The sequence below is a fragment of the Halobacillus sp. Marseille-P3879 genome (assembly GCF_900240285.1).
Taxonomy (GTDB): domain Bacteria; phylum Bacillota; class Bacilli; order Bacillales; family Halobacillaceae; genus Halobacillus_A.
In genome coordinates this window covers 190,834-212,099 of record NZ_OESS01000002.1, presented here as the reverse complement: position 1 = coordinate 212,099, position 21,266 = coordinate 190,834, and the positions used below count along the sequence as shown (strand labels likewise).

Sequence of the window (21,266 nt, the reverse complement as noted above, 5' to 3'; positions counted from 1 at the left end):
AATTGTAAGATTCTGTTTCTTATACTCATTCATTATAAATTCAGAATATTTCAACATCAATGGACGAAGTGTAAAATAAAGGGTCACATATATTGACACAATGACTGCCTGCCGTTTAAACAAAAATCAGCCCAGACAACTAGATGCCTGGGCCATTTATGTATAGCATGGATAGTTTCTTTTTTAATCCCATATAATAACCAAAAAGAAGGTAACATACATGAAAGTCACCCTCATTTTTATTTTCATGCTTATCTCTATGCAATTGATTACTTTTCTCCTCGACCTGTTAATGGGTCTAGAGAGAGATTCAGCAATCTCCAATCTTTTGAATCCTTTCTGGGTAATGGAACCTTTTGAATATTTACTACTTGTGCTGTTATTATTAATTCCGTTAACCAACTTGTTAATTAAGTTTATTATAAAAAAGAAAAAGTTTAACGAGGATTAATGCGTTTTTGAACTAAAGCAATAATCAGTAATAATAAAGGTATCCCTAACTGGACGGGAAGAGCAATATAATAAGTTACAATTTCAATTCCTTCCTTAATGTGATCTACGGAACTGCTGGCCACTGTCATTGATGCGATTAAAATTATTATACTAAAGGGAATAATCAACTTCTTATACGTTGGCACAGTAAATAATTCTGCAGCACTTATAAGCGCTGCATAAAAAAAGATCGCGATCTTAAAAAAACCGCCTATCATAAGTGTCATTACAACAGCCACATCCAGGCGCTGAAATACCCCAGCAATATCAACAAGGCCAATTGCAGCCAGCATAGGAAATGTAGAACGTGCAGCTATTTCAACACCAAGAATAGTAATGTCCATAATCACCACCCAAATTAAGAGCATTCCACTCAGCCCCATGCCTGTCCAACCAACCCTGATGCCAATTTGAGGACGGTTTAAATAGGGGAGTAACATAGTAAATACAACCATTTCCCCGAAAGGAAACGTGTAAGTCAGCGGCACTGTACTTAATACAGGTCCCCAGCCATTCTCCAGAACTGGCAATAGTTTATTAAGGTCCATTCTGCCGGAAATAAACACCATCGTTGTGCCAATAACCCCTACCAGCATTAACATTGAAAAGAAAAGTTCACCAGTTCTTGCCAACACCTCAATCCCGTATCTTATGACAAAAGCAACCGTTAACACCATTATGGCGTTAATTACAAATAAAGGCGTATAGGTATATGTTGAAGCTGTTAATAATTCCCCAAAATCTCTCAGGTCTCTTACAGCAATGTATAGAAAGTATAAAAGGTATACTACACCCGCCGTAAATCCTACGTACTTCCCCAGTATTTCTTTTGTATAACCTATCAGCGTTAGGTTCGGATAGAAGCGATATAATGCATAATAAACCAAATAAAATACTAAACCTATGATAACCCCTAGTAGAACTGCCAGCCAGGCATCTTTCTTGGCATCAAGTCCGGGATTGACAACGATAGCCGTACCAAGCTCAAACAAAAATATTAGTATAAAAAACTGCCAGCCGTTTATTTTTGCTTTTTCCACTCCTCCACCCCCTTACATGAGAACTAAATTAGTATACTGATTTTATAAAACGCTAGTCACTTTTTATCTAAAATCAAAGGATTGGTTCTTAAACCTGTTTTACGAATGAAAAATTCAGCCTCAACATGTACATCCATTTCAGAAAAAGTCTCATCCCAGTTATCCTTCATACTTTTCCACTCTTCCGGATGACTTCGACTTATCGTTTCTCCAAAACCTAATACATCATTTTTTTGTTCTTGAGCAATTTTTACAGCTTTAGTTACTTCTTGTTTAATTGCTGATTCGAATTTTTCATTAATTTGGTCGATTACTTTTGGATCGGTAAGGTCCATTGGACATGCGGCCTCTTCTAAAGGACCTTCACCTTGAACGTTTATCGTCATTTCCGGTTTACCTTCATCAACCGAGGCAGTCAGTTTGGTTTTAGAATAACGAACCTCTGCAGCGATGAGTTCTTTATTTTTTTCACATTTTATGGTGAGCACTGTACGTCTGATTTCATTTAGAACCCAGGCGATACCACGGGCTTCCCTGTCATCCAGCCATCCTTCAAGTCTTCCCTCTTTGAACAGTCCCATCCCGCTAATTTCAACATAACTTCCGGGAACTGCTTCTTTATTTTTATCTGCTCTCTGTCCCTCATCCTTATCTCCAACGAGAGAAACACCGCTCAATGTTAGATTCTTGTTTTTTGTCGATAAAGATTGCACAACATCATTAATATTCCTTTCAGGATTTTCCCCCCAAGCTTCTGTAGTTTTCTGCAACGTCTCCTCAATCTTCATAGCAGGTATTCTTTCCATCGGGTTGAGAATACTCAAAATAGAGTTTGCCTGGCCCTCCCTGGCAAGGAGAACAAGAGTCGTTGGGCGAAAACCATAATACCTTTCAGTGAAATCCATAATCTCATAAAGACTGTCATCCCTTGCTAATTCCTCACCAAGAATAAGGACCACCATATGTGAAAAGCTGAGATTGCGAGGTACCTGGGATGAAATTTTCCGAGTTGTTTCAAATAAAGTTTCGCCAGTTTCTATATAAGTAGTAACAGATGTTCCTTCTCCGGTATCCCCTGCCATATCACCGCCAGATACCTGGGCTGGATTTACAATTTGAAAGGATACTTTGTATAAATCATCTTCTGTTTTATCAATCCCCATTCCCATTACCAACGCGACCTCTTCTAATTCATTGTGATCCCAGCAGCCCGTTAATAACACTGTCGTCCCGAACAAAACAAACAACCCAGAAACCACGCGTCTCATTTAACCACCCTATTCTTTCTTCAGTTATCTTCATGTTTTTCAGGAGGTGATGGCTTTTTGCCTCTTTCTTGACGTTTAACATTTTGTTGATTGATTAATCGTGGTCGTAAAACCAAAGACCATAACGGCTGCCGGATAAGGGTATCTTTTAGATCTGATAAAATAAACGGAGCAAAAGGGCTTAAGTAAGGGATCCCAAAGGACCTTAAACTGGTTAAGTGAGCAATGAGAATAAATAATGCTACAAAAACACCGTACAGGCCAAAAGCTGCCGCTAAGATCATCATTAAAAATCGCAGCAGCCGCGGTGCTACCGCAATATTATAAGAGGGAGTTGCAAAGCTTGCTATACCTGTAAAAGCAACAACTATAATTGTAGTTGGAGAGACGATACCTGCTTGAACTGCTGCCTGACCAAGCACAAGAGCACCTACTATTGATACAGCCTGTCCTACAGCACGCGGCATACGAAGTCCGGCTTCACGTATAATTTCAAATGTAAATTCCATAATCAACACTTCCACCACCACGGGAAATGGTACACCTTCATGCTGAGCTGCCAGACTAATTAACAGAGAAGTCGGAATCATCTGGGGGTGGAAAGTTGTTAAAGCAACATAAAGAGACGGGGTAAGGATTGAAATAATATAGGAGATTATCCTTAACAATCGTAAAAATGAACCAATAAGGTAATTTTGATAATAGTCGGATGGAGACTGAAAGAATTGTATAAATATTGCAGGAACGACTAGAACAAAAGGAGTGCCATCCACAATAAGCGCGATACGTCCTTCAAGCAGATTCCCAACAACTGCATCCGGCCGTTCGGAATTATAGATCGTCGGAAACGGAGTGAAGGCATTATCCTGTATATATTGTTCAATATTTCCTGACTCAAAAATATCCTCAACTTCTATTTTATTTAACCTTTTTTTTACTTCCCGCAATACCTTTTCATTAGCCGTTCCCTTTAAGTACATAATAGCAACGTCAGTTTTGGTTATACTCCCCACCTGGAGCGTTTCAAACCTTAAATTCGGGCTTTTAATATAGCGGCGGATTAAAGCTACATTGGTTCCGATCGATTCTGTAAAAGAGACTTTCGGCCCCCGAATAACCAATTGGGTAGAAGGCTCAGATACATCGCGAGTTTCGCCGCCTTTTGTATTTGCTGTAATGGCCTCATTGCTCCCATCAACAAGAATGGCCGTCTCACCATTCAAAACCGATAACAGGAATTTGTCCCATTCTGCTGCCACCACAACTTTATTAACAGAAAGAGCACGGCTTTTAACAATATCAAACATGCTCTTTTGCGGGTATGGCACTTTTTTAAGGGAATCTTCAACCTTTAAAGACTCTGCAACAAAATTATTTACTTTCTTTTCATCCACCAAACCACTCATATATACGACAGCTGCCGCAACACAAAATTCTTCACCGAGCTCGAAATGCCGAACGACCAAATCACTGCTTTCGCCCAATTCCTTTTTTAACTTGTCTATGTTTGTATCTAATTTATGATCAAGAGAGTTATCGATCTTTGGTGGTGTTTCTTTCCTGCTTAGCTTTTTCAATTTTTTTCTATAACGATCCCAAAAATTCATTGGCATTCCTCATTATAAATGGCTTTATTATTTCATGATGGGCAGAGTGGAACAGTTTTAAACGATGAATACAGAAACAATTTGATATCAACTAACTGATAAAAGCGCAAGACCTCAAGCTGAACTTCACTTCTTTATCAACCGCATAATGACTAATCCTAATTTGATTGGGCAACATTACTTGTAACTACTGTTGCATAGGAGAATGACATATGACTAAAAACAAGCAAAAAATACAGCCTGAACAGCATCAAAACCGCCAGCCTGGATATGAAAATGAGATGCATCCACTACCTCAATATGATGACACCGCCTATAAAGGCAGCGGGAAACTTGAAGGAAAAACCGCCATCATCACAGGAGGCGACAGCGGAATTGGAAGAGCGGTAAGTTTGTACTTTGCCAAAGAAGGAGCTGATATAGCCATTGTCTATTTAGATGAGCATGAAGATGCGGAATTTACTAAAAACCTGGTTGTGAAACAAGGGCGGAGATGTAAACTAATCAGCGGTAACGTGGGCAACCCCGGTTTCTGTGAAAATGCAATAGCACAAGTAATGAATGAGTTTAACCAAATTGATATAGTAGTTAATAATGCTGCTGTACAGTATCCTCAGAAAGATTTTATGAAGATTACAAACGAGCAGATGGAGAACACCTTCAGAGTCAACTTTTTCTCATACTTTTACATGGTTAAAGCAGCACTCCCCCATCTTCAAGAAGGCAGCTCTATTATTAATACCTCTTCAATTACGGCTTATGCCGGGAATGAACAATTAATTGACTATACATCTACTAAAGGAGCTATTACCTCCTTTACCCGTGCTCTCTCAAAATCTCTCGTGTCTAAAGGGATTCGAGTAAACGGTGTCGCCCCTGGCCCAATCTGGACTCCTTTAATAGCTGCCAGCTTTGATGCACAAAAAGTTGCGGAATTTGGATCTGACAATCCTATGGGAAGGCCCGGTCAGCCCAAAGAAGTCGCCCCGGCATTTGTCTATTTAGCTAGTAACGATTCCAGTTACGTAACCGGACAGATGATGCATGTAAATGGCGGCATCATTATAAATGGATAAGGTGAAAAATGAAGCTGGGTTATTTGAGGCCACTTAAAAAGTACTTTCTTATCTAGAAGAGCTGTTTGTTATTGCTTCTTTCGAATCGCTTATCGGTGGATGCTTGCCGCGGGCACGGCCTCAGCTAACTCGGTCAAGAAGATCACTTGACCAAGTGGAGCTTCGGCTCGCGCTGTTCCCGCGACGCACCGGACGTGCTAGTGTCGATGTTGGCCACAGGACGTGGCCGGTTATAATCGATCAGGCGTTACCACCGAACGCTCATCGTGGCATCAACAGAGGTAAAACGAAAAAGAGCGATTTTCTTTGATGGATAAAAGAAAGTGGAGACGTTGCGTATTCGGAAAAAGGAAATATAGCTTATACCGCCGAAAACGGCATGAGCTCGTTTCAAAGTTAAATCCGTCTATATCTCATGGTTCCCGTAAGGAAGAAGATGAATTTGAGTTCAATAAGGACGCCGGGATGTATGTCCAGCCGGGCATATGGCGTTAGAAAAGCTCGTCAAGGAAAGAAAGGCAAAGCCGCAAATCAAACGGACACCTTCTACTTTGATGTGAAAAAGTGTAAGAGGCGTCCCCTCGAGGAAGGGTGTTATAAGCCAGGAGCTCAAACCAAGTCGTATTACGTTTCCATAAAATCAGAGGAACACCAAAACCAACTAGTGTTCCAGAACAGCGAATCCTTTAGAGAAAGGGCAAAAGAACGATATAAAATTGAAGCGAAGAATAGCGAGTTGAAGCATAGACACGGATATGAGATGCCTCATCTTCGGGTCTACGAGGCATGCGTGTACAAGGAGCGATGACGATATTCACCGTTATCTAAAGCGAATTATGAAGCTCATGAAGGAATAAGATGGTAAGTACCCTCTTAAGATCAAAAGATACAGGCGGGTTGAACGAAGAGATCGTTCAACCCGCCTATATTTTTACACATCACTTGAAATCGTGCAGTTCTTCAGTGGCCTCATTACTTTCGCTTCTTTTTTGATCATGAAGAAATTTGAGGAATGTATAAATAATTTCTGCCACAATGGTTGATAGTCTTATCAAACTTCCATAACGACTCATAAAATAGAGCGTACCACTATATTAATAGGAAGGACGGTGAACTTTACATGGGATGTAATCGGAACAATGACGTAGGCGGTGCTTCAAATAACCGAAGAAATAGAAGAAATATTGCAGGAGTATCTAACCGGAGATGTAATAATAACAATGATGTAGCAGGTGTGTTTACTAATAACGGAAGGTGTAACAATAATAACGATGTAGCAGGTGTTGCAAACGACAACTTTAGAGTTCCTGTACGGTCTTTTATTGATGGAGAAGATTTTTGCCGGGCTGTTAACCGCTGCATCGAAGACGACGTATTAGCTGAGGCTGAAGATATAAGAAGAAGAAGAAGAAAACGTCGTCACCGTAAAGGTAATATATGGGAAAGGTTAGGATTGTGGTTCTAAATTGACCTCTTTCCCCTGCCACAGGTTCAATTCCACCCTCGATAACCGCAACGTTTAATCTTAAGACGTGCTTCGGGTTCCACACTCCAAATGGAATCCTGCGCGTCTTTTTTGCTGCTTTCTTTATAGATTAATAAATAAAGTAAACCTGACTCTTCTCTATCAACGTTAAAACCCTAAGCATTCTTTGCTTTCCCCCTCGTTACTACATTCACTTTGATGTTATCTAGGATATAATACTTAATTGTTGCTCCCAAAAAGGAATATGATGATTTCTGTTGAATGGTGTTAACAAAGGAGGAATTGGTATGAAAAAGTATTTGACAATATTTGCCTTCGGATGTGTTTTTCTAACAGGGTTATTGTTCACTAACATTCCCTCTGTATTCGGAGCTGGAAATGGACCCGACTATCAAGGTCACGAGACAGTTAACACCTCAACTCTTCATACGTACACAGAAATGGTAGAATTTCTTGAGACTCAAGAGAAAAAACAGGCTTCTATGGAACTGGAGGTCTTGGGTAAGACAGTTAAGGGAAGAGATATGTATATGGCGAAGTATATGTCTAATCCAGACAACCCTACTATTTTATATATTGCCCAGCAGCATGGTGACGAAGCCTTAACAACGGAAGGTTCACTTGAATTCATTAAACAGCTTGGCAGCAGCAAGACAAAAGATCTTCTAAACAATGTGAATCTCCTGATCATCCCTATGTATAATGCCGATGGAGCGATGGGAGATGTGGATTATGAATTAGAAGATTATGCAGCAAGCGGTGATCGTCATTTAACCCGGCTTAATGCAAATGAGGTTGATTTAAACCGTGACCATGAAGCAAAATCACAGCCAGAAACAAAGGCCCTTCATAATAATGTACTTCAAAAATATGATATTCAATATATGATGGATCTCCATCATCAAGGAGCACAGTGGGTGAAAGACGACAAATATGTTTCCGGAGCCATTTTCCCCTCACATCCTGACCATACAGACCCTGATGTATTACGTGGTTCTAAGCAGCTAGGTGCTGTTGTGTACGATGCAATCGAAACGAAAGGCTGGGGCCATCTTGCCAACTATGCTGGAAAGGGTGCTGCTTACGATAATGGAATCAGCGTTTATGGTCTCGCCCACGATTATGGCATTTCTACTCTTCTATTCGAAATGCGTGGCACCGCCGATAACAACAACGATTATGAAGTATTAGGACAGAAAAGCAATGGGTATCTGACGAAGCAAGCAGTGATTGCTTTGAATGAAACAGCCATGGCAATTGCTGATGGTTCTCTAGAAGATAAAGATGTTTCTTTCTGGGACGATTTACCTGTGCAGGAAGAGCGATCATATTAATTAAAACAAACCGGGCGTCATCCTACATATAGATTACGCTCCAAATCTTTCAACTCAAAAGAAATGACGCAGCCTCCCCTCTGCTAGGAAACCGCGCCATTCCGGCACTTTGTATGGATGATTCCGATTGGGCTCGAACCAACGACCTCCACCCTGTCAAGGTGGCGCTCTCCCAGCTGAGCTACGGAATCATGTATGTAACGTAAATTTTCGTAAAACTTTTGTTACGAACAAATAATAATATACAATGTCATTCAAATGTTGTCAATATATCTATTAAAATTTTTAAGATTCCCTGTTGTTTTGTTGAATAAACTCGAATGGATCCCACATTCTTTTTCCTGAATTATATGATAAAATAATATTGAAACGTTAATGAATCCTGGGATGCGGGGATGTCAAAGTAAATTTTTAGGAGGCGCTTTGTGGGACGTAAGGGCAAGTTTGAACACTACACGATTTCCAGTAAATATTTAAAGGAGGAAATGACTCTTAAGGTGTACACTCCTGAGAACTATTCTCCTCTTTATAAGTACCATTTCTGTATCATGCAGGATGGAAATGATTACTTCCAGATGGGCCGGGCGGCTACGCTTAGTGATCAGCTGCACTCTGCTCAGGAAATTGAGAATACCATTTTTATCGGTATTCATTATAATGATAAATACGATCGCCAGGATAAATACCACCCCGATGGAAAGAAACAAGGCGATTATGTTAACTTTCTAGTACGCGAGGTTGTTCCTTTGTTAGATAAGGAGCTTCCAGGGTACAGTATGGGAAAAGGCCGAACATTAGCAGGCGACTCGCTGGCAGGAACATTAGCGCTGATGACAGCTGCGCGTTTTCCGAACATCTTTGGAAATGTGATTATGCAGAGCCCCTATGTAGATGCTCATGTGTTAGAATACATTCAATCGGTCAGCGATTTATCTTCTTTGACGATTTATCATACAATCGGCCTTCAGGAAACAGACGTAAAAACAACTGATGGTTCCACTAAAAACTTTTTAGACCCTAATTTGGATTTACGTCGATACTTAGATAATCAGCCCCTTTCCTATATTTTTCATGAACTGGATGGGGGACATACGTGGGGATCCTGGCAGCAGGACTTACCCCGGGCATTACGAACGATGTTTACGAAAGAATTTTAAGGAGGGCATAAGACAATGAAATACGGAATTGCTGCATTTCCATCAAAAAAAATTCAAGATGAAGCGAATTCATATCGAAAGCGTTATGACCCGCATTACGCCTTGCTTCCGCCTCATATTACCCTGAAGGAACCATTTGAGGCAGATGAAGAGCAAATTGAAAATGAAATCATTCCTGAACTTAAACAAGTAGCCAGAAAGACAACTCCATTCAGCATTCATATCCAAAAGGTGAGTTCCTTTACACCTGTTACGAATACGATTTATTTAAAAGTAGAGCCTAATGAAGAAATCCAAGCGTTAAACGAACGCCTTCATAATGAAAAACTACCGGATAATAAACAGTATTCCTTTGTTCCTCACATCACGATTGCGCAAAAGCTTTCAGATGAAGAATATTCAGATGTATATGGTACACTTAGCATGCTGAAATTTAATATTGAAGACAAAATTGACCGCTTCCAGCTATTATATCAACTGGAAAATGGAGCATGGAGCGTTTATGAAACGTTCCGCTTAGGTGAGTAATTTATGAGTCTCGATGTTAGAAAAGTAAAAAACGAACATGAATTAAAGGATGCTTTCTCTGTCCGTGAGGAAGTTTTTATTAAAGAACAAAATGTTTCTTTTGATGATGAACATGACGAATACGATGAGACGGCTACCCATATCGTTGGGTATGTAGACGGCAAACCTTTGATGGCAGCCCGTCTTCGCTTTGTGGATCAATATGGGAAATTCGAACGGATTTGCGTCGTAAAGTCTTATAGAGGTCAGTCCCTGGGTAAACAAGTTATTGCGTATATGGAGACTGTTACGAAAGATGCTGGTTATCAGAAGGCAAAACTGAATGCTCAAACTCATGCAGAAGGATTTTACAAAAGCCTTGGATATCGTACCGTTTCAGAGGAGTTTATGGATGCTGGTATTCCTCACGTTACAATGACAAAATCACTTTAACCGATTTTACCTGCCTATTAAATTAGAGCAGGTATTTTTCGTATAAAATTTCCTGTTCTCGGCTACAATGCAGAAGACTACATGTTGCGGGGATGGGGATTAAATGGATTTTTTAAGAATTGCTATTGAGTCCTTATTTGGATTCGGTGCTTTATTTGTTTTAACTAAAACTCTGGGGAAATCTCAAATTACACAGATTACAGCTTTCGATTTTATAGCTGCCCTGGTGCTCGGCGAATTAGTTGGTAATGCGCTGTATGATAAAGAAGTCGGCATCACTCAAATCGCTTTCGCTGTCTTTTTGTGGGGGTTACTCATCTATATAACGGAAGTAATTACAGAGAAATTTAAAGGAAGCCGAAAAACTCTGGAAGGATCTCCTTCTGTGGTTATCGACCATGGACAGATTATTCGAGAAGAGCTTAAGAATAATAAATTGGATATCAATCAGCTCCAGCATCTGCTTCGTTCAAAGGATATTTTTTCGGTGCAGGATGTCCTCTTTGCAATATTAGAAACTGATGGTACTATATCCGTTATGAAGAAACCAGCCGCTGAAACGCCGACCCTCCAAGATTTAAACCTTCCGCTAAACCGTAAAGGTCTGCCCAGAATGCTTGTTAGTGATGGTGAAATTCTTTGGGATAATCTTAAAGAGCTTGGCTTAGATAAGAAATGGCTGGAAGCTGAACTCCACACACAGGATTTCTTTACTGTTAAAGACGTTCTAATTGCTGAATATACCCCGGGAGAACAGCTCTTTGTCATGGGTTATGAACGAACGAGTTGAAATGTCCAGGCAAAATCACTCACATAATGAGTGATTTTTTTTCGTCTAATGAGACCGACTAAATAAGCTGTCACGGCTGTACGGTACAGCAGCCATTGTGAAAGCTGCGGAGCCTCTACCTCATAAATCCTGCACATTTTTTTCACAATAGCTTCGTGGGTGGAAGGCTCCTCAAGAGCCTCTTCCAACCATGCGAGAAGCTTCTCATGATAATCAATATTCTTCTGTACAGTTTGTTTGAAATCAAGTTCATAAGTCCCATGTCCCGGTACTCCACCTTCACAGTTAAGATCCAACAAATTGTGCAAGCTCTTTACAGCGGCTTCTGCATCAGTAATGTAAGGAATCTTATGCTTATGCAGCTGTTCCACGCTAAAATAGGCATCTCCCGCATACAATATTCCATTTACAAGAAGGGAAAGCTGGTTATAGCTATGCCCTGAGGTGAAAAATGCCTGCAGTGGGATGGTCCCTATTAATTGCTCACCTTCCTCGATTACTTCATCTACTGCCATTGCTGGACCTTCGAGGAATTTGTTGCGGAGTTCAGGGAGTGGGTCATTTCCTCCTGCCAGATACAGGGGCTCAAGAGATGGATTTTCCAAAATCGCAGCTTCAAACGGAGGAGCACATGTATGTATTTCATATTTTTGTTGAATATAGGCTGCCCCTCCATAGTGGTCTGCGTGGGCATGAGTAATAAAAAGGTGAGTTAAAGGGAGCTCTTTTTTAAGAAGCTCCTTTTCCACCTTTTTCACAGCAGACCGGTCAATCCCTGCATCAATGAGCAGGCCGGTTACACCATCCGTAACGTACCCTATATTAACTGCGCTTTCATAATAATAACACTGCTCGTTAATCTGCTGAAATGACATATCGAGACTCCTTAAATAGTTTTACTAAAGTGCTGGCCTTTGCCGGTTATCTGTCCATAAATTTCTTTTTCAACTTGTGACTCTTCATTATAATACATAGTAGGCGGGGTATGAAGCTGGTAATGGAGAGACTGGGAATCCTTTTGATCCTGTTCATTTGGGATATAATATTTCTTAAGTTTATGATCAAGAGTTACTTTAAATACACGGTCTAAGATAATCGGGGACCGCTTATCCTGTGTTACTCTTTGCTGATAATCCTGGTATTGAAAATGGTGAATTGGCAGAATGTATCCCATATTTATCCTCCTTTAGTTAACCTTACCCTTTTTCACCTTCCACTATTCTCCTTTTGTCTGACTCCACTCATAAATTAATGACTGCATCCCTGCGACAGCCATGACCAATATGAACAATTCACTATACGGTACAAAAAGATGAAGAAATACAACAAATAGAGATACCCATACTCCGACACACCATTGACAGCTGATTAATTCACCGAGCAGCCCTTTAGGTTCAAGCCACTCCTCTTCATTATTTTTTTCGATGGTAAAAAAAGGAGAACGTACTGGTTCAAAGATCACATCTAAAACGATAAGTCTCGTTATCCGAAACGTTGCAAACACAATTAACAATAATTCCATTATAGTTACCATTTAGTTATAGTCCTTTCTCTGGACAAGAAAAGGGTCACTACATTGTAGTGACCGGGAGATCAGATCCAGGAAAATCCGTCATGAGAGCTTGACTCGTCATCATGTTTCCGCTTCTTCTTATGATGAAAAGAACCGCTTGATTCATCATCGTGCCACCCACCAAAAAACGGATCACGATGTTTACTATCATGCTTATCATCATGTTTGTGATCATGTTTGTGATCGTGCTTGTGATCTTTGTGATGTTTTTTATGTTTATCATCGCAATCAATAAAAACGTGGTCAGCTTTTATGATAAGATCTTTGCAATAAATAACTTTCTTATCCCTTTTCTTTTCAGACATTCGTTTCATCTCCTTATTAAGAGTCAATGATACTGTATGGTTTCTTTCCCTAAATGGTGTAGTCAAAGGCCCAGTGCGCAATCATTAGCCTACGATTTTGCACAAAAGAGACAAATGCCCACACCTGAATCTGGGTCCTACATATTCTATTAAAGACATTACGTCAATACGTATCGAGAGGGGCAAACGAATAATGAGCTGTGGCAAACATCATGATTCAAGTAACTGTGTTTGTGACATTTTAAGTGAGATCGTTGCAGCACAAGATGATGTACTATCCGATTGCAATACCAGCTGTGAGCAATCGATTGGAGATTTGCTTGGTGACACAGGGGGGTCTGGTCGCGACACGGTACCTGTTCTGCTTTATTGCAAAGGGAATTGCAAACCATTCAAAGGGTTTGGAGCTCGTAGGGATTCCATTAAAGACATTAAAGCAAGCTTCTTTTTCCGTGTAAAAGATGTCGATGACGATTGCTGTGCGACACTCGAATTACTACGCGATCCAGAAGATAAGTGCGATGATCCATCTTCTCCAGTTGAGCAGAAAACGGGCAACCTAAAAGCTACTGGCATCTGCATTTCTGTAGATTTGAAGTGCTTCTGCCACGTAACTTGCTTACCAGCAATTACAGCATTATCTTAAGCACGATAAAAAACCGCGCATTGAGCGCGGTTTTTTCGTTTTTAAAAGCCGATTAACCGTATCGATGTAATTTCTTCAAACGGGATCTCTTTTTGATAAGGTTTTTGAAAAACTTTCATATGGACCATTCCATCTTCATATTTCTGAACGTATCCTTTCCAGCTTTCTTCCGGGGTGGACACTTCACACTTCATCTTAGGCAGTTGACTCGGAAGCTGTACAAAATAATTAACCTTCTCTTCCAGTGACATGTCCCTAAAGCGCTGACGACGCTCTTTACGTGAAACAAATGACTCCTCTTCTCTCTCTGTGTCCTCCTGTTCCTGTTCGGCTTCTGTTTTTTCCACAGTTTTAGTTGCTTCCTCGCCATTAAGCACGGACTGATTCCGCTTCCGTAACTCACTTTCCACAAGGGACGGCTTCCTCTTTGCTGGTACACTGTAAAAGCTTGTTTGCATAGATACTTCGGCCGGTGGCAGGTTGGGCTGGGTAATATAAAGAATCGGCGGTTTTGCGGTTTGCTTTTTGTTCGCCACGTTCATCTCTCCCTTTCCATTCATCATTCTATATATATGCTTCACAAACTTTTCATGTGCCCAAAATTTGATATCAGGATATCACAAAAAAACGCCCTGACGATAAAGTCAGGACGTTAATGTCGTAAATATTTAATAGGCGACTGTGCTGAACCCAGAGTCAACATGAATAATTTCTCCTGTAACTCCACGGGACAGGTCACTCATTAGGAAGTATGCAGTATCTCCTACCTCTTCCTGTGTAATTGGACGGCGGAGCGGCGCACGTTCTTCAATTACCTGATGAATTTTGTTAAAGTCACCAACACCCTTTGCTGACAGCGTACGAAGCGGTCCAGCTGAAATTGCATTTACACGGATGGCATGCTTGCCTAAATCATTAGCTAGATAACGGACGCTTGCATCGAGACTTGCTTTCGCTACCCCCATAACATTGTAGTTTTCTACAACTTTCTCACCACCAAGGTAAGTGAGAGTTACAATTCCGCCACCTTCAGCCATAAGAGGCTGAACGGCTCTCGCTACAGCTGTTAATGAATAAGAACTAATGTTATGAGCAGTTAAGAAACCGTCACGGCTTGTGTTTAAGTATTCTCCTTTAAGCTCATCGCGATTAGCAAAAGCAATACAATGAGCAAGACCATGTACTACCCCTACATCGTTTTGTATGTTTTCAAATGTTTGAATAATCGCTTCATCATTCGTTACATCACATTCGTAAAAAAGAGATTCCGGTCCTTCAAGTGTTGCGGCCAAGTCACGTACTGACTTTTCAAATCGTTCGGCTGCATAGGTGAAAATCAAACGTGCTCCGGCTTTGTTTAGCGACTGAGCAATTCCCCAGGCAATGCTTCGTTTGTTCGCTACACCCATAACAACGTATGTGCGGCCTTCCAGTGAAAAATTATTCATTTCTTAAAAACCCTCCTTGAGGTAATTTCATAAGTATTATGATTTGTTATTAGTACCTGCTCCTATTTTATTATATCAATTGGGAAAATACAATTCTTAAACAAGTAATTGCATGAAGGCTGTGGCCATTCCAAAGTAAATTAAAATCGAAATAATATCATTAATTGTCGTTATAAAAGGACCTGATGCTACCGCCGGATCAATGTTAAATCGGTCCATGACAAGCGGGACAAGCGAACCGGCAAGCGTGGCAACCACAAGAGTGGCCATAATGGAAAGACCGACAAGCATACCAAGATAGATATTTCCCTGCCAGAAATAAACGATAAGCATTATAATTAAACCACAGCTGATTCCTGTAATCAAACCGGTGCCCGCTTCCCGGATAATCATTTTCATTTTTCCCTGCTTGTCAATTTCCCCTGTGGCTATCCCCCGGACTGCCACAGCCAGTGCCTGAGTTCCTGTGTTACCTGCCATGCCCGCTATAAGCGGAATGAATATAGCCAGGATTGCTACTTGATCAAGAGTCTCTTCAAACCGACCGATCAAGCTTGCGGTTAAACTTCCTAAAAAGAGAAGTATGACCAGCCATGGCAGTCTTTTTTTGGCAGAAGTGAAGGCATGATCATCCGGACTGTCTACATCTGATATCCCGGCGAGTTTAGAGTAATCATCACTTGCTTCCTCTTCCATAACATCCATAATGTCATCCACCGTTATAATTCCAAGTAAGTGATTCTGAAAATCAACGACCGGTAAAGCAAGGAAATCGTAATCCCGCATCATTCGTGCAATTTCTTCCTGGTCTTCCCCTACAGGAACGGAAACCACACGCTCGCTCATCACGTCAGAAATGACCCAGCCTTCCTCAGAAATAATAAGGTCACGTAAGGAGATAACTCCAACAAGCCGCTTATCTTCGTCGATGACATAGGTGTAATAAATCGTTTCGGCATCTGGCGCTTCTTTTCTTAGATGAAGCATCGCTTCTCGTATGGTCATGCCTGCTTTAACAACAACGAATTCTGTCGTCATAATCGATCCTGCTGTTTTCTCTTCATAATGCAGCAGATCTTTGATCTCTTCAGCCGAGTCATCGTCCATAATCGTTAAGAAGCTTGCTACCTTATTCTTATCTAATTCATTTAAAATATCTACCGCATCATCGGTAGACATTTCAGCAAAGACTTGTGCCGCAAACCTTGGATCCATTTCCGTAAAAAAAGGCTCGATTTCATCGTAATCAATATGCTCCATCACATCAGCAACTTCTTCAGGAGACAAATAAGTATAGATCTGTAACCGGACGTCGTCTTCTACTTCTTCAAAGATTTTCGCTTGATCATATGGATGCAAATCAAGGAATTCCGCACGAAATTGATCAATTTGATCATTGAAGAGAGCATCCTGAATGGTTTTCCAGACGTCCATCCGTTCATGATCTTCTAAATGTTCCATACTTATCACTCCCCACTTTTAGTAAAATTATCATAAATTGGATCTGCTGCTAAAAAAATTACAGCAAATGATGTACACTTGTAATTATAAAGGCATCTTATAAGTTTGCTCAAACAGAAAGGAATTCTCCATGAATGAAAATCAAGACACTTCACTGATCGATTATACCATCATATTCATAATGGTGACGTTTGGAATAATAAGCTGTGTGACCCTCTACACTCTGGACCCTGTGTTAAATGCTGGGGACCAGGGGGCTTATTTTAAACAAATATTCTGGTACGGTTTAGGCGCGGCCGTGGCAGCTGTGGCCATGATTATTGATTATGACCGACTTCACCAAATCGTATGGTTTTTATATGGTGCAAGCATACTAATGCTGGTAATGTTATTCTTAAACATTCCTCCTCAGCTGGTACATACATCGGGAGGTGCAACCAGCTGGTTTATATTACCCGGTAATATAACTCTTCAACCTGCTGAATTTGTGAAGGTCTTTCTCGTTATTACCTTGGCACATATAACCGTCCGCCATCGTGCGAAGTATTCTGTAAAAACGGTTAAGAGTGACCTGCTATTGCTCGGAAAGCAGCTTGGTATAGCCTTGCCTCCAATGGGATTTATAGCCATACAGCCTGATCTGGGTTCTTTTTTAGTTGTTGCAGCCATCACAGTTTTTATGATTCTCATCTCCGGGATCCAGTGGCGTATTCTCTTGTCCCTGTTTGGAGCTTTCCTCTTATTGGTTGCAGGGGTTATTCTGATGTTTATATTTAATTTGAACTCGGTTACCACTTTCTTAGAGGAGTCGGTGTTTTCTCACGTTGATTCCCGTTTTTACGGCTGGCTCCAGCCTGAGAAATATGAGCTGGATGCAGGAATGCAGTTGATTAAAGCGATTACTGCGATAGGAAGCGGTCAGCTGTATGGAAAAGGGATCGGAAACTTCGAAATTTACGTACAGGAACGCCATACCGATATGATTTTTACAGCGGTTTCCGAACAATTTGGTTTTATTGGATCAAGTATTATTGTAACTCTTTTTTTCTTATTAATTTATCGTATGATCCAAATTGCATTGGAGAGCAATGATACATTCGGAAGTTATCTGATAGTAGGGATTGTAGGGATGATTACCTTTCAGGTCTTTCAGAACATCGGTATGTCCGTACAGCTGCTGCCGATCACTGGAATACCACTTCCTTTCCTTAGTTATGGAGGAAGCTCCACACTCGCTTACCTCCTTGCAATCGGACTCGTCCTTAATATCAAATCCAGAACCCGCACCTACATGTTTGAATAAAAGATACAAACACAGGGAAGCTTAAACCAGCTTCCCCTTTTTTTCTTTTTTCTCTGGGTACCGGGTACAGCTGATAGGTACAATTAACGAAGGAGGCAGTTATGATGAAAATTGATGTGATTGGGGATGTGCATGGCTGCTTTGATGAATTGAAGCAGTTGTTTATCGAACTTGGTTATGATTGGGGAAATGGCATCCCTCGCCACCCCGCCGATCGAATCCCCGTATTTGTTGGTGATCTAACTGATCGTGGCCCGCATTCTATTAAAACTCTTCGCTTTGTTTATAATTTGGTTGTTAAAGAGGGTATAGCGAAGTATGTACCCGGGAATCATTGTGACAAGCTATACCGCTATTTTAAAGGTAACCCAGTAAAGCAGCAGCACGGGTTAGAAACGACAGTAGCAGAACTTATGCAGCTTTCGACTTCAGAACAAGCTACTGTGAGAGAGGAATTTATTGAACTTGTCGATTCCTCCCCTCTTTACTACCATGTTCCTGAGGTTAATGCCGTGATCGCCCATGCAGGCATTAGAGGAGAGGATATTGGGCAGAAAAATAAACGTGTAAAAACCTTCGTATTGTACGGAGATATCACCGGTAATACACTCCCGGATGGTCGCCCTGAAAGAAGAGACTGGGCCCAGCATTATAATGGAGATACCTGGATTATTTATGGCCATACCCCTGTATATGAACCAAGATTTGTGAATAAAACAGTAAACATCGACACAGGATGTGTTTTCGGAAACCAATTAACCGCGTTCCGATTACCGGAAGAAACCACTGTCAGCGTCCCCTCTTCCATGCCATTAGTAAAAGAAAAATTCAAGTATCATTAAATGGGTACCAGGTCGTGTGCCTGGTACCCAGAGAAAAAAGAAAAAAACAGAACCGTTTTTTATAAAATGGTTCTGTTTTAGTATTTATTCCACTGTTGCGGTGGGTCGGAGGAAAAATACATCCATTTCCTGCTCCATGGATGTCTTAGGACTAACTCGTGACAGTGTAATGCCTGGTAATCAAATGGAACCCTGTGCTTTCCTCCATAAAGAGTGTCACCTGCCAGGGGCAGACCAATGGAGGATAAGTGCACACGAATTTGATGGGTACGCCCCGTAAGCAGATCACATTCTAACCATGAGTAATGCTTTCCTCTTTTAATCAATCGATATTTAGTAACTGCCTGCTTTCCTTCTGGGTGCACTTCGCGCTCAATAATAGACCCAGGCTTACGCCTGATGGGAGCTTCAACCTTCCCCGATTTCTCTTTTTTTCCTCGAAATTTTCCTTCGACTAACGCGGTATATTTCCGTTCTACCTCATCCCGTCTGGTTGTAAGAAGAGAATGACTGTATTTATGCTTGGCCACGAGCATTAAACCGGAAGTGTATCGATCCAGACGTGTGACAATATGCACTGTGTAGGGCAGACCTTGCTGATTATAATGATGAACCAATCCTTGAGCTATACTCCCTTTGGGGTGGTTAGGCCGCGGGGACACTTCGATCCCCGAAGGTTTATGAAGTACGAGTATGTCGTCATCTTCATAAATAATCTGTAAGGGAATGTCCTCTCCTTCCAGCACAGCCCCCCTCTTTTCCTCTGGAAAAACAATCCTAAGCTCGTCACCGGCCTGCAGTGTAGTCCAATGAGGTACTTTAACTCCGTTCACCTCAAATTCACCTTCAGCTTTTACATGCTTGTAAAGAACAGCAGAAAAACCAGCTCTCTTTCGCAAGAAATCTTTTAACCCTATAGCTTCTTCTGCTTTCCATGTTTTGACCAACCTCTTACATGGAGTGGTCATCTGATACAAAGGAATCATGCACTCGGCTCCAGAACGGGAATGGACGGAACCTCGCAAAACGCACCCGTTCTTTCGCCACCCGGCATTGAATGGATTTTACATCTTTATACGTTTTAGTAATGTGGTCAATCATGAATAAGAAGCTTTTATCATTTTTAGGCTTTAATAAGCACGTATGATGGCCTGGCAATATAAGCGGTGAGCCAATGGTACGGAAAACACGGTTGTTGATAGAAGCCATTTCTGTAATTTGAATAGCCTCTAACGAAGGGTGCAATATTGCCCCGCCTAAAGCTTTGTTGTATGCGGTACTTCCGGAAGGCGTGGAAATACACAGTCCATCACCTCTAAACGTCTCAAAATGATCTCCCTTTATTTCTATATCAAGCACGACAGATCCTTCTGCGGTTTTAATGGCACATTCGTTTAAAGCAAGATGCCGATCCTCTCCTCCACCACCGTTAGGCCGTATTGTTACCTCCAGAAGCGGATATTCCACTACTTGAAAAGGTGTACGCGCTATTTCAATGATTAATTTTTCTAATTCATCTGGTGTCCAATCCGCATAAAAGCCTAAATGACCGGTATGCACGCCGATAAAAGCTGTTTTATCCAAACGTTCGACGTACGTATGAAAAGCCTCTAGCAGAGTACCGTCCCCTCCTACAGAAATGGCTAAGTCCGGCTCTTCTTCATCGTATTCGAGTTTAAATTCTGTTAAATAATTTTTAATTTTTGTACGAATCTCATTGGATTTTTTATCACCTTTGGACAGGATAGAGAACTTCATGCTGTCAGCTCCTTTCTGGCTTTTTCACTTGTTTTTCATTAAATATTTTTTGAGCTTCCTGGATTTCGTTTTTTATCTTCGACATTTCTTCATCTAACTGGAAGGCAGCCTCAGCTGCTCGTTTTAATCTTGATTTTATTTCCACCGGGATCTGCCCCGCATACTTATAGTTTAATGAGTGCTCATTTGTAGCCCAGAAATTCATCGCAAGTGTACGAATCTGAATTTCTGCTAGCACCATTTTTTCTCCATGGATTGTTTCAACTGGATACCTGATAATAACGTGAAACGATCTGTATCCGCTGTCTTTTTTCTGCGAAATATAGTCTTTTTCTTCAACGATCTCAAAATCATGCCGCTGCTTCAGCATATCGACAACAGCATAAATGTCATCTACAAATTGACAAACGACACGGAGGCCGGCAATATCCTGTAATTCTTCCTCAATATTTTCTGGGTTTATACCCTTTCTCCTAGCCTTTTCAATTATACTTGATTTTGGCTTTACCCGACCGGTCACAAATTCTATCGGGGATTGATCACGCTCATATTCAAATTGTTGCCTCATACCCTTTAATTTAACCTTTAACTCTTCCACTACTTGAGCGTAGGGTGCTATAAATATCTCCCAATTCATCCTAGCTGAGCACCACCTTTATGTATCCTGCAGTATTGCATCCTTAAGCTTTTTTGCTCAATAATATTGTATCATAATTACCA

General features: G+C 40.9%; 24 protein-coding genes, 1 tRNA gene and 1 pseudogene. 12 read left to right on the top strand and 14 right to left on the bottom strand.

The window, feature by feature from the left end; translation table 11 throughout:
* The first annotated feature begins 220 nt into the window (after positions 1-220).
* Positions 221-451 (top strand): hypothetical protein, encoded by a 231-nt coding sequence (locus C1A12_RS08840; protein ID WP_101843515.1) that lies wholly within the window; start codon positions 221-223, stop codon positions 449-451.
* Here the strand turns inward: C1A12_RS08840 and C1A12_RS08835 are convergent.
* Genes C1A12_RS08835 through C1A12_RS08825 form a run of 3 tightly spaced genes read right to left on the bottom strand, consistent with a single transcriptional unit; the run spans position 438 to position 4,407 of the window.
* A complete protein-coding gene (locus C1A12_RS08835; protein ID WP_101843514.1) occupies positions 438-1,532 on the bottom strand; it encodes a GerAB/ArcD/ProY family transporter in 1,095 nt (364 codons plus the stop codon). The two genes, C1A12_RS08840 and C1A12_RS08835, sit on opposite strands and share 14 nt — an antisense overlap.
* A gap of 56 nt (positions 1,533-1,588) precedes the next feature.
* On the bottom strand, positions 1,589-2,800 hold the full coding sequence (locus tag C1A12_RS08830) for a Ger(x)C family spore germination protein (protein ID WP_101843513.1): 1,212 nt from the start codon (positions 2,798-2,800) through the stop codon (positions 1,589-1,591).
* A gap of 20 nt (positions 2,801-2,820) precedes the next feature.
* Entirely contained in the window at positions 2,821-4,407 is a 1,587-nt protein-coding gene (locus C1A12_RS08825) for a spore germination protein (protein ID WP_101843512.1), read from the bottom strand.
* Positions 4,408-4,619: 212 nt separating this feature from the next.
* Here C1A12_RS08825 and C1A12_RS08820 point away from each other — a divergent pair, with 212 nt between their 5' ends.
* From C1A12_RS08820 to C1A12_RS08805, 4 genes and pseudogenes are all read left to right on the top strand, one after another.
* Positions 4,620-5,483, top strand: a complete 864-nt coding sequence (locus C1A12_RS08820; protein ID WP_101843511.1) for an SDR family oxidoreductase — start codon at positions 4,620-4,622, stop codon at positions 5,481-5,483.
* A 325-nt stretch (positions 5,484-5,808) separates the two neighbouring features.
* Positions 5,809-6,340, top strand: a pseudogene (locus C1A12_RS21375) (transposase); the annotation flags it as partial.
* Positions 6,341-6,603: 263 nt separating this feature from the next.
* A complete protein-coding gene (locus C1A12_RS08810) occupies positions 6,604-6,948 on the top strand; it encodes a hypothetical protein (RefSeq protein ID WP_235001575.1) in 345 nt (114 codons plus the stop codon).
* 308 nt (positions 6,949-7,256) lie between these two features.
* On the top strand, positions 7,257-8,303 hold the full coding sequence (locus C1A12_RS08805) for a M14 family zinc carboxypeptidase (RefSeq protein ID WP_101843509.1): 1,047 nt from the start codon (positions 7,257-7,259) through the stop codon (positions 8,301-8,303).
* A gap of 118 nt (positions 8,304-8,421) precedes the next feature.
* Here the strand turns inward: C1A12_RS08805 and C1A12_RS08800 are convergent.
* Positions 8,422-8,494, bottom strand: a tRNA-Val gene (locus tag C1A12_RS08800).
* 234 nt (positions 8,495-8,728) lie between these two features.
* Between C1A12_RS08800 and C1A12_RS08795 the strand changes: the two genes are divergently transcribed.
* The 4 genes from C1A12_RS08795 to C1A12_RS08780 all read left to right on the top strand — a co-directional run bounded on the left by C1A12_RS08795 (position 8,729) and on the right by C1A12_RS08780 (position 11,210).
* A complete protein-coding gene (locus C1A12_RS08795; protein WP_101843508.1) occupies positions 8,729-9,460 on the top strand; it encodes an esterase family protein in 732 nt (243 codons plus the stop codon).
* Between the two features lie 15 nt (positions 9,461-9,475).
* Positions 9,476-9,988: a YjcG family protein gene (locus C1A12_RS08790; protein ID WP_101843507.1), complete on the top strand. Its 513-nt coding sequence runs from the start codon at positions 9,476-9,478 to the stop codon at positions 9,986-9,988.
* 3 nt (positions 9,989-9,991) lie between these two features.
* On the top strand, positions 9,992-10,420 hold the full coding sequence (locus tag C1A12_RS08785; RefSeq protein ID WP_101843506.1) for a GNAT family N-acetyltransferase: 429 nt from the start codon (positions 9,992-9,994) through the stop codon (positions 10,418-10,420).
* 103 nt (positions 10,421-10,523) lie between these two features.
* Positions 10,524-11,210, top strand: coding sequence for a DUF421 domain-containing protein (locus C1A12_RS08780; RefSeq protein ID WP_101843505.1), 687 nt, complete (start codon positions 10,524-10,526; stop codon positions 11,208-11,210).
* Here C1A12_RS08780 and C1A12_RS08775 read toward each other — a convergent pair.
* Genes C1A12_RS08775 through C1A12_RS08760 form a run of 4 tightly spaced genes read right to left on the bottom strand, consistent with a single transcriptional unit; the run spans position 11,192 to position 13,088 of the window.
* Positions 11,192-12,085 carry an MBL fold metallo-hydrolase gene (locus tag C1A12_RS08775; RefSeq protein WP_101843504.1) on the bottom strand — a complete coding sequence of 298 codons (894 nt, stop codon included), beginning with the start codon at positions 12,083-12,085 and terminating at the stop codon, positions 11,192-11,194. The genes C1A12_RS08780 and C1A12_RS08775 overlap by 19 nt on opposite strands.
* An 11-nt stretch (positions 12,086-12,096) precedes the next feature.
* Entirely contained in the window at positions 12,097-12,384 is a 288-nt protein-coding gene (locus C1A12_RS08770; protein ID WP_101843503.1) for a hypothetical protein, read from the bottom strand.
* Positions 12,385-12,426: 42 nt separating this feature from the next.
* A complete protein-coding gene (locus tag C1A12_RS08765; protein ID WP_101843502.1) occupies positions 12,427-12,744 on the bottom strand; it encodes a DUF1360 domain-containing protein in 318 nt (105 codons plus the stop codon).
* Positions 12,745-12,803: 59 nt separating this feature from the next.
* The gene (locus tag C1A12_RS08760) at positions 12,804-13,088 is read right to left on the bottom strand and encodes a hypothetical protein (RefSeq protein WP_101843501.1); all 285 of its coding nucleotides are present in this window, start codon (positions 13,086-13,088) and stop codon (positions 12,804-12,806) included.
* 193 nt (positions 13,089-13,281) lie between these two features.
* Here C1A12_RS08760 and C1A12_RS08755 point away from each other — a divergent pair, with 193 nt between their 5' ends.
* Complete coding sequence (locus tag C1A12_RS08755) at positions 13,282-13,734, top strand: CotY/CotZ family spore coat protein (protein ID WP_101843500.1); 453 nt, start codon at positions 13,282-13,284, stop codon at positions 13,732-13,734.
* Between the two features lie 41 nt (positions 13,735-13,775).
* Here C1A12_RS08755 and C1A12_RS08750 read toward each other — a convergent pair whose 3' ends face one another.
* From C1A12_RS08750 to mgtE, 3 genes are all read right to left on the bottom strand, one after another.
* Complete coding sequence (locus tag C1A12_RS08750) at positions 13,776-14,276, bottom strand: CotO family spore coat protein (protein WP_101843499.1); 501 nt, start codon at positions 14,274-14,276, stop codon at positions 13,776-13,778.
* Between the two features lie 126 nt (positions 14,277-14,402).
* Positions 14,403-15,182, bottom strand: a complete 780-nt coding sequence (gene fabI, locus C1A12_RS08745) for an enoyl-ACP reductase FabI (protein ID WP_101843498.1) — start codon at positions 15,180-15,182, stop codon at positions 14,403-14,405.
* A 96-nt stretch (positions 15,183-15,278) separates the two neighbouring features.
* Positions 15,279-16,643 (bottom strand): magnesium transporter, encoded by a 1,365-nt coding sequence (gene mgtE, locus C1A12_RS08740; RefSeq protein WP_101843497.1) that lies wholly within the window; start codon positions 16,641-16,643, stop codon positions 15,279-15,281.
* Positions 16,644-16,773: 130 nt separating this feature from the next.
* On the opposite strand from mgtE, the gene C1A12_RS08735 reads away from it, so the two are divergent.
* Both C1A12_RS08735 and prpE read left to right on the top strand, forming a co-directional pair.
* Complete coding sequence (locus C1A12_RS08735) at positions 16,774-17,946, top strand: FtsW/RodA/SpoVE family cell cycle protein (RefSeq protein WP_101843496.1); 1,173 nt, start codon at positions 16,774-16,776, stop codon at positions 17,944-17,946.
* A 104-nt stretch (positions 17,947-18,050) separates the two neighbouring features.
* Complete coding sequence (gene prpE, locus C1A12_RS08730; protein WP_101843495.1) at positions 18,051-18,788, top strand: bis(5'-nucleosyl)-tetraphosphatase PrpE; 738 nt, start codon at positions 18,051-18,053, stop codon at positions 18,786-18,788.
* A 77-nt stretch (positions 18,789-18,865) separates the two neighbouring features.
* Here prpE and C1A12_RS08725 read toward each other — a convergent pair whose 3' ends face one another.
* The 3 genes from C1A12_RS08725 to C1A12_RS08715 are packed head-to-tail and all read right to left on the bottom strand — an operon-like array spanning position 18,866 to position 21,183.
* On the bottom strand, positions 18,866-19,735 hold the full coding sequence (locus C1A12_RS08725; RefSeq protein WP_235001574.1) for an RluA family pseudouridine synthase: 870 nt from the start codon (positions 19,733-19,735) through the stop codon (positions 18,866-18,868).
* A 4-nt stretch (positions 19,736-19,739) separates the two neighbouring features.
* A complete protein-coding gene (locus tag C1A12_RS08720) occupies positions 19,740-20,546 on the bottom strand; it encodes an NAD kinase (protein WP_101843494.1) in 807 nt (268 codons plus the stop codon).
* 4 nt (positions 20,547-20,550) lie between these two features.
* On the bottom strand, positions 20,551-21,183 hold the full coding sequence (locus tag C1A12_RS08715) for a GTP pyrophosphokinase family protein (RefSeq protein WP_101843493.1): 633 nt from the start codon (positions 21,181-21,183) through the stop codon (positions 20,551-20,553).
* Positions 21,184-21,266: the final 83 nt, after the last annotated feature.

What these genes read in the sequence shown, in the direction of transcription:
- C1A12_RS08825 (WP_101843512.1), bottom strand. Translation starts at nt 4,407, where the DNA reads ATGAATTTTTGGGATCGTTATAGAAAAAAATTGAAAAAGCTAAGCAGG.
- C1A12_RS08790 (WP_101843507.1), top strand. Translation starts at nt 9,476, where the DNA reads ATGAAATACGGAATTGCTGCATTTCCATCAAAAAAAATTCAAGATGAA.
- C1A12_RS08805 (WP_101843509.1), top strand. Translation starts at nt 7,257, where the DNA reads ATGAAAAAGTATTTGACAATATTTGCCTTCGGATGTGTTTTTCTAACA.
- C1A12_RS08785 (WP_101843506.1), top strand. Translation starts at nt 9,992, where the DNA reads ATGAGTCTCGATGTTAGAAAAGTAAAAAACGAACATGAATTAAAGGAT.
- C1A12_RS08765 (WP_101843502.1), bottom strand. Translation starts at nt 12,744, where the DNA reads ATGGTAACTATAATGGAATTATTGTTAATTGTGTTTGCAACGTTTCGG.
- mgtE (WP_101843497.1), bottom strand. Translation starts at nt 16,643, where the DNA reads ATGGAACATTTAGAAGATCATGAACGGATGGACGTCTGGAAAACCATT.
- C1A12_RS08750 (WP_101843499.1), bottom strand. Translation starts at nt 14,276, where the DNA reads ATGAACGTGGCGAACAAAAAGCAAACCGCAAAACCGCCGATTCTTTAT.
- C1A12_RS08715 (WP_101843493.1), bottom strand. Translation starts at nt 21,183, where the DNA reads ATGAATTGGGAGATATTTATAGCACCCTACGCTCAAGTAGTGGAAGAG.
- C1A12_RS08720 (WP_101843494.1), bottom strand. Translation starts at nt 20,546, where the DNA reads ATGAAGTTCTCTATCCTGTCCAAAGGTGATAAAAAATCCAATGAGATT.
- C1A12_RS08820 (WP_101843511.1), top strand. Translation starts at nt 4,620, where the DNA reads ATGACTAAAAACAAGCAAAAAATACAGCCTGAACAGCATCAAAACCGC.
- fabI (WP_101843498.1), bottom strand. Translation starts at nt 15,182, where the DNA reads ATGAATAATTTTTCACTGGAAGGCCGCACATACGTTGTTATGGGTGTA.
- C1A12_RS08840 (WP_101843515.1), top strand. Translation starts at nt 221, where the DNA reads ATGAAAGTCACCCTCATTTTTATTTTCATGCTTATCTCTATGCAATTG.
- prpE (WP_101843495.1), top strand. Translation starts at nt 18,051, where the DNA reads ATGAAAATTGATGTGATTGGGGATGTGCATGGCTGCTTTGATGAATTG.
- C1A12_RS08810 (WP_235001575.1), top strand. Translation starts at nt 6,604, where the DNA reads ATGGGATGTAATCGGAACAATGACGTAGGCGGTGCTTCAAATAACCGA.
- C1A12_RS08780 (WP_101843505.1), top strand. Translation starts at nt 10,524, where the DNA reads ATGGATTTTTTAAGAATTGCTATTGAGTCCTTATTTGGATTCGGTGCT.
- C1A12_RS08775 (WP_101843504.1), bottom strand. Translation starts at nt 12,085, where the DNA reads ATGTCATTTCAGCAGATTAACGAGCAGTGTTATTATTATGAAAGCGCA.
- C1A12_RS08735 (WP_101843496.1), top strand. Translation starts at nt 16,774, where the DNA reads ATGAATGAAAATCAAGACACTTCACTGATCGATTATACCATCATATTC.
- C1A12_RS08755 (WP_101843500.1), top strand. Translation starts at nt 13,282, where the DNA reads ATGAGCTGTGGCAAACATCATGATTCAAGTAACTGTGTTTGTGACATT.
- C1A12_RS08760 (WP_101843501.1), bottom strand. Translation starts at nt 13,088, where the DNA reads ATGTCTGAAAAGAAAAGGGATAAGAAAGTTATTTATTGCAAAGATCTT.
- C1A12_RS08830 (WP_101843513.1), bottom strand. Translation starts at nt 2,800, where the DNA reads ATGAGACGCGTGGTTTCTGGGTTGTTTGTTTTGTTCGGGACGACAGTG.
- C1A12_RS08770 (WP_101843503.1), bottom strand. Translation starts at nt 12,384, where the DNA reads ATGGGATACATTCTGCCAATTCACCATTTTCAATACCAGGATTATCAG.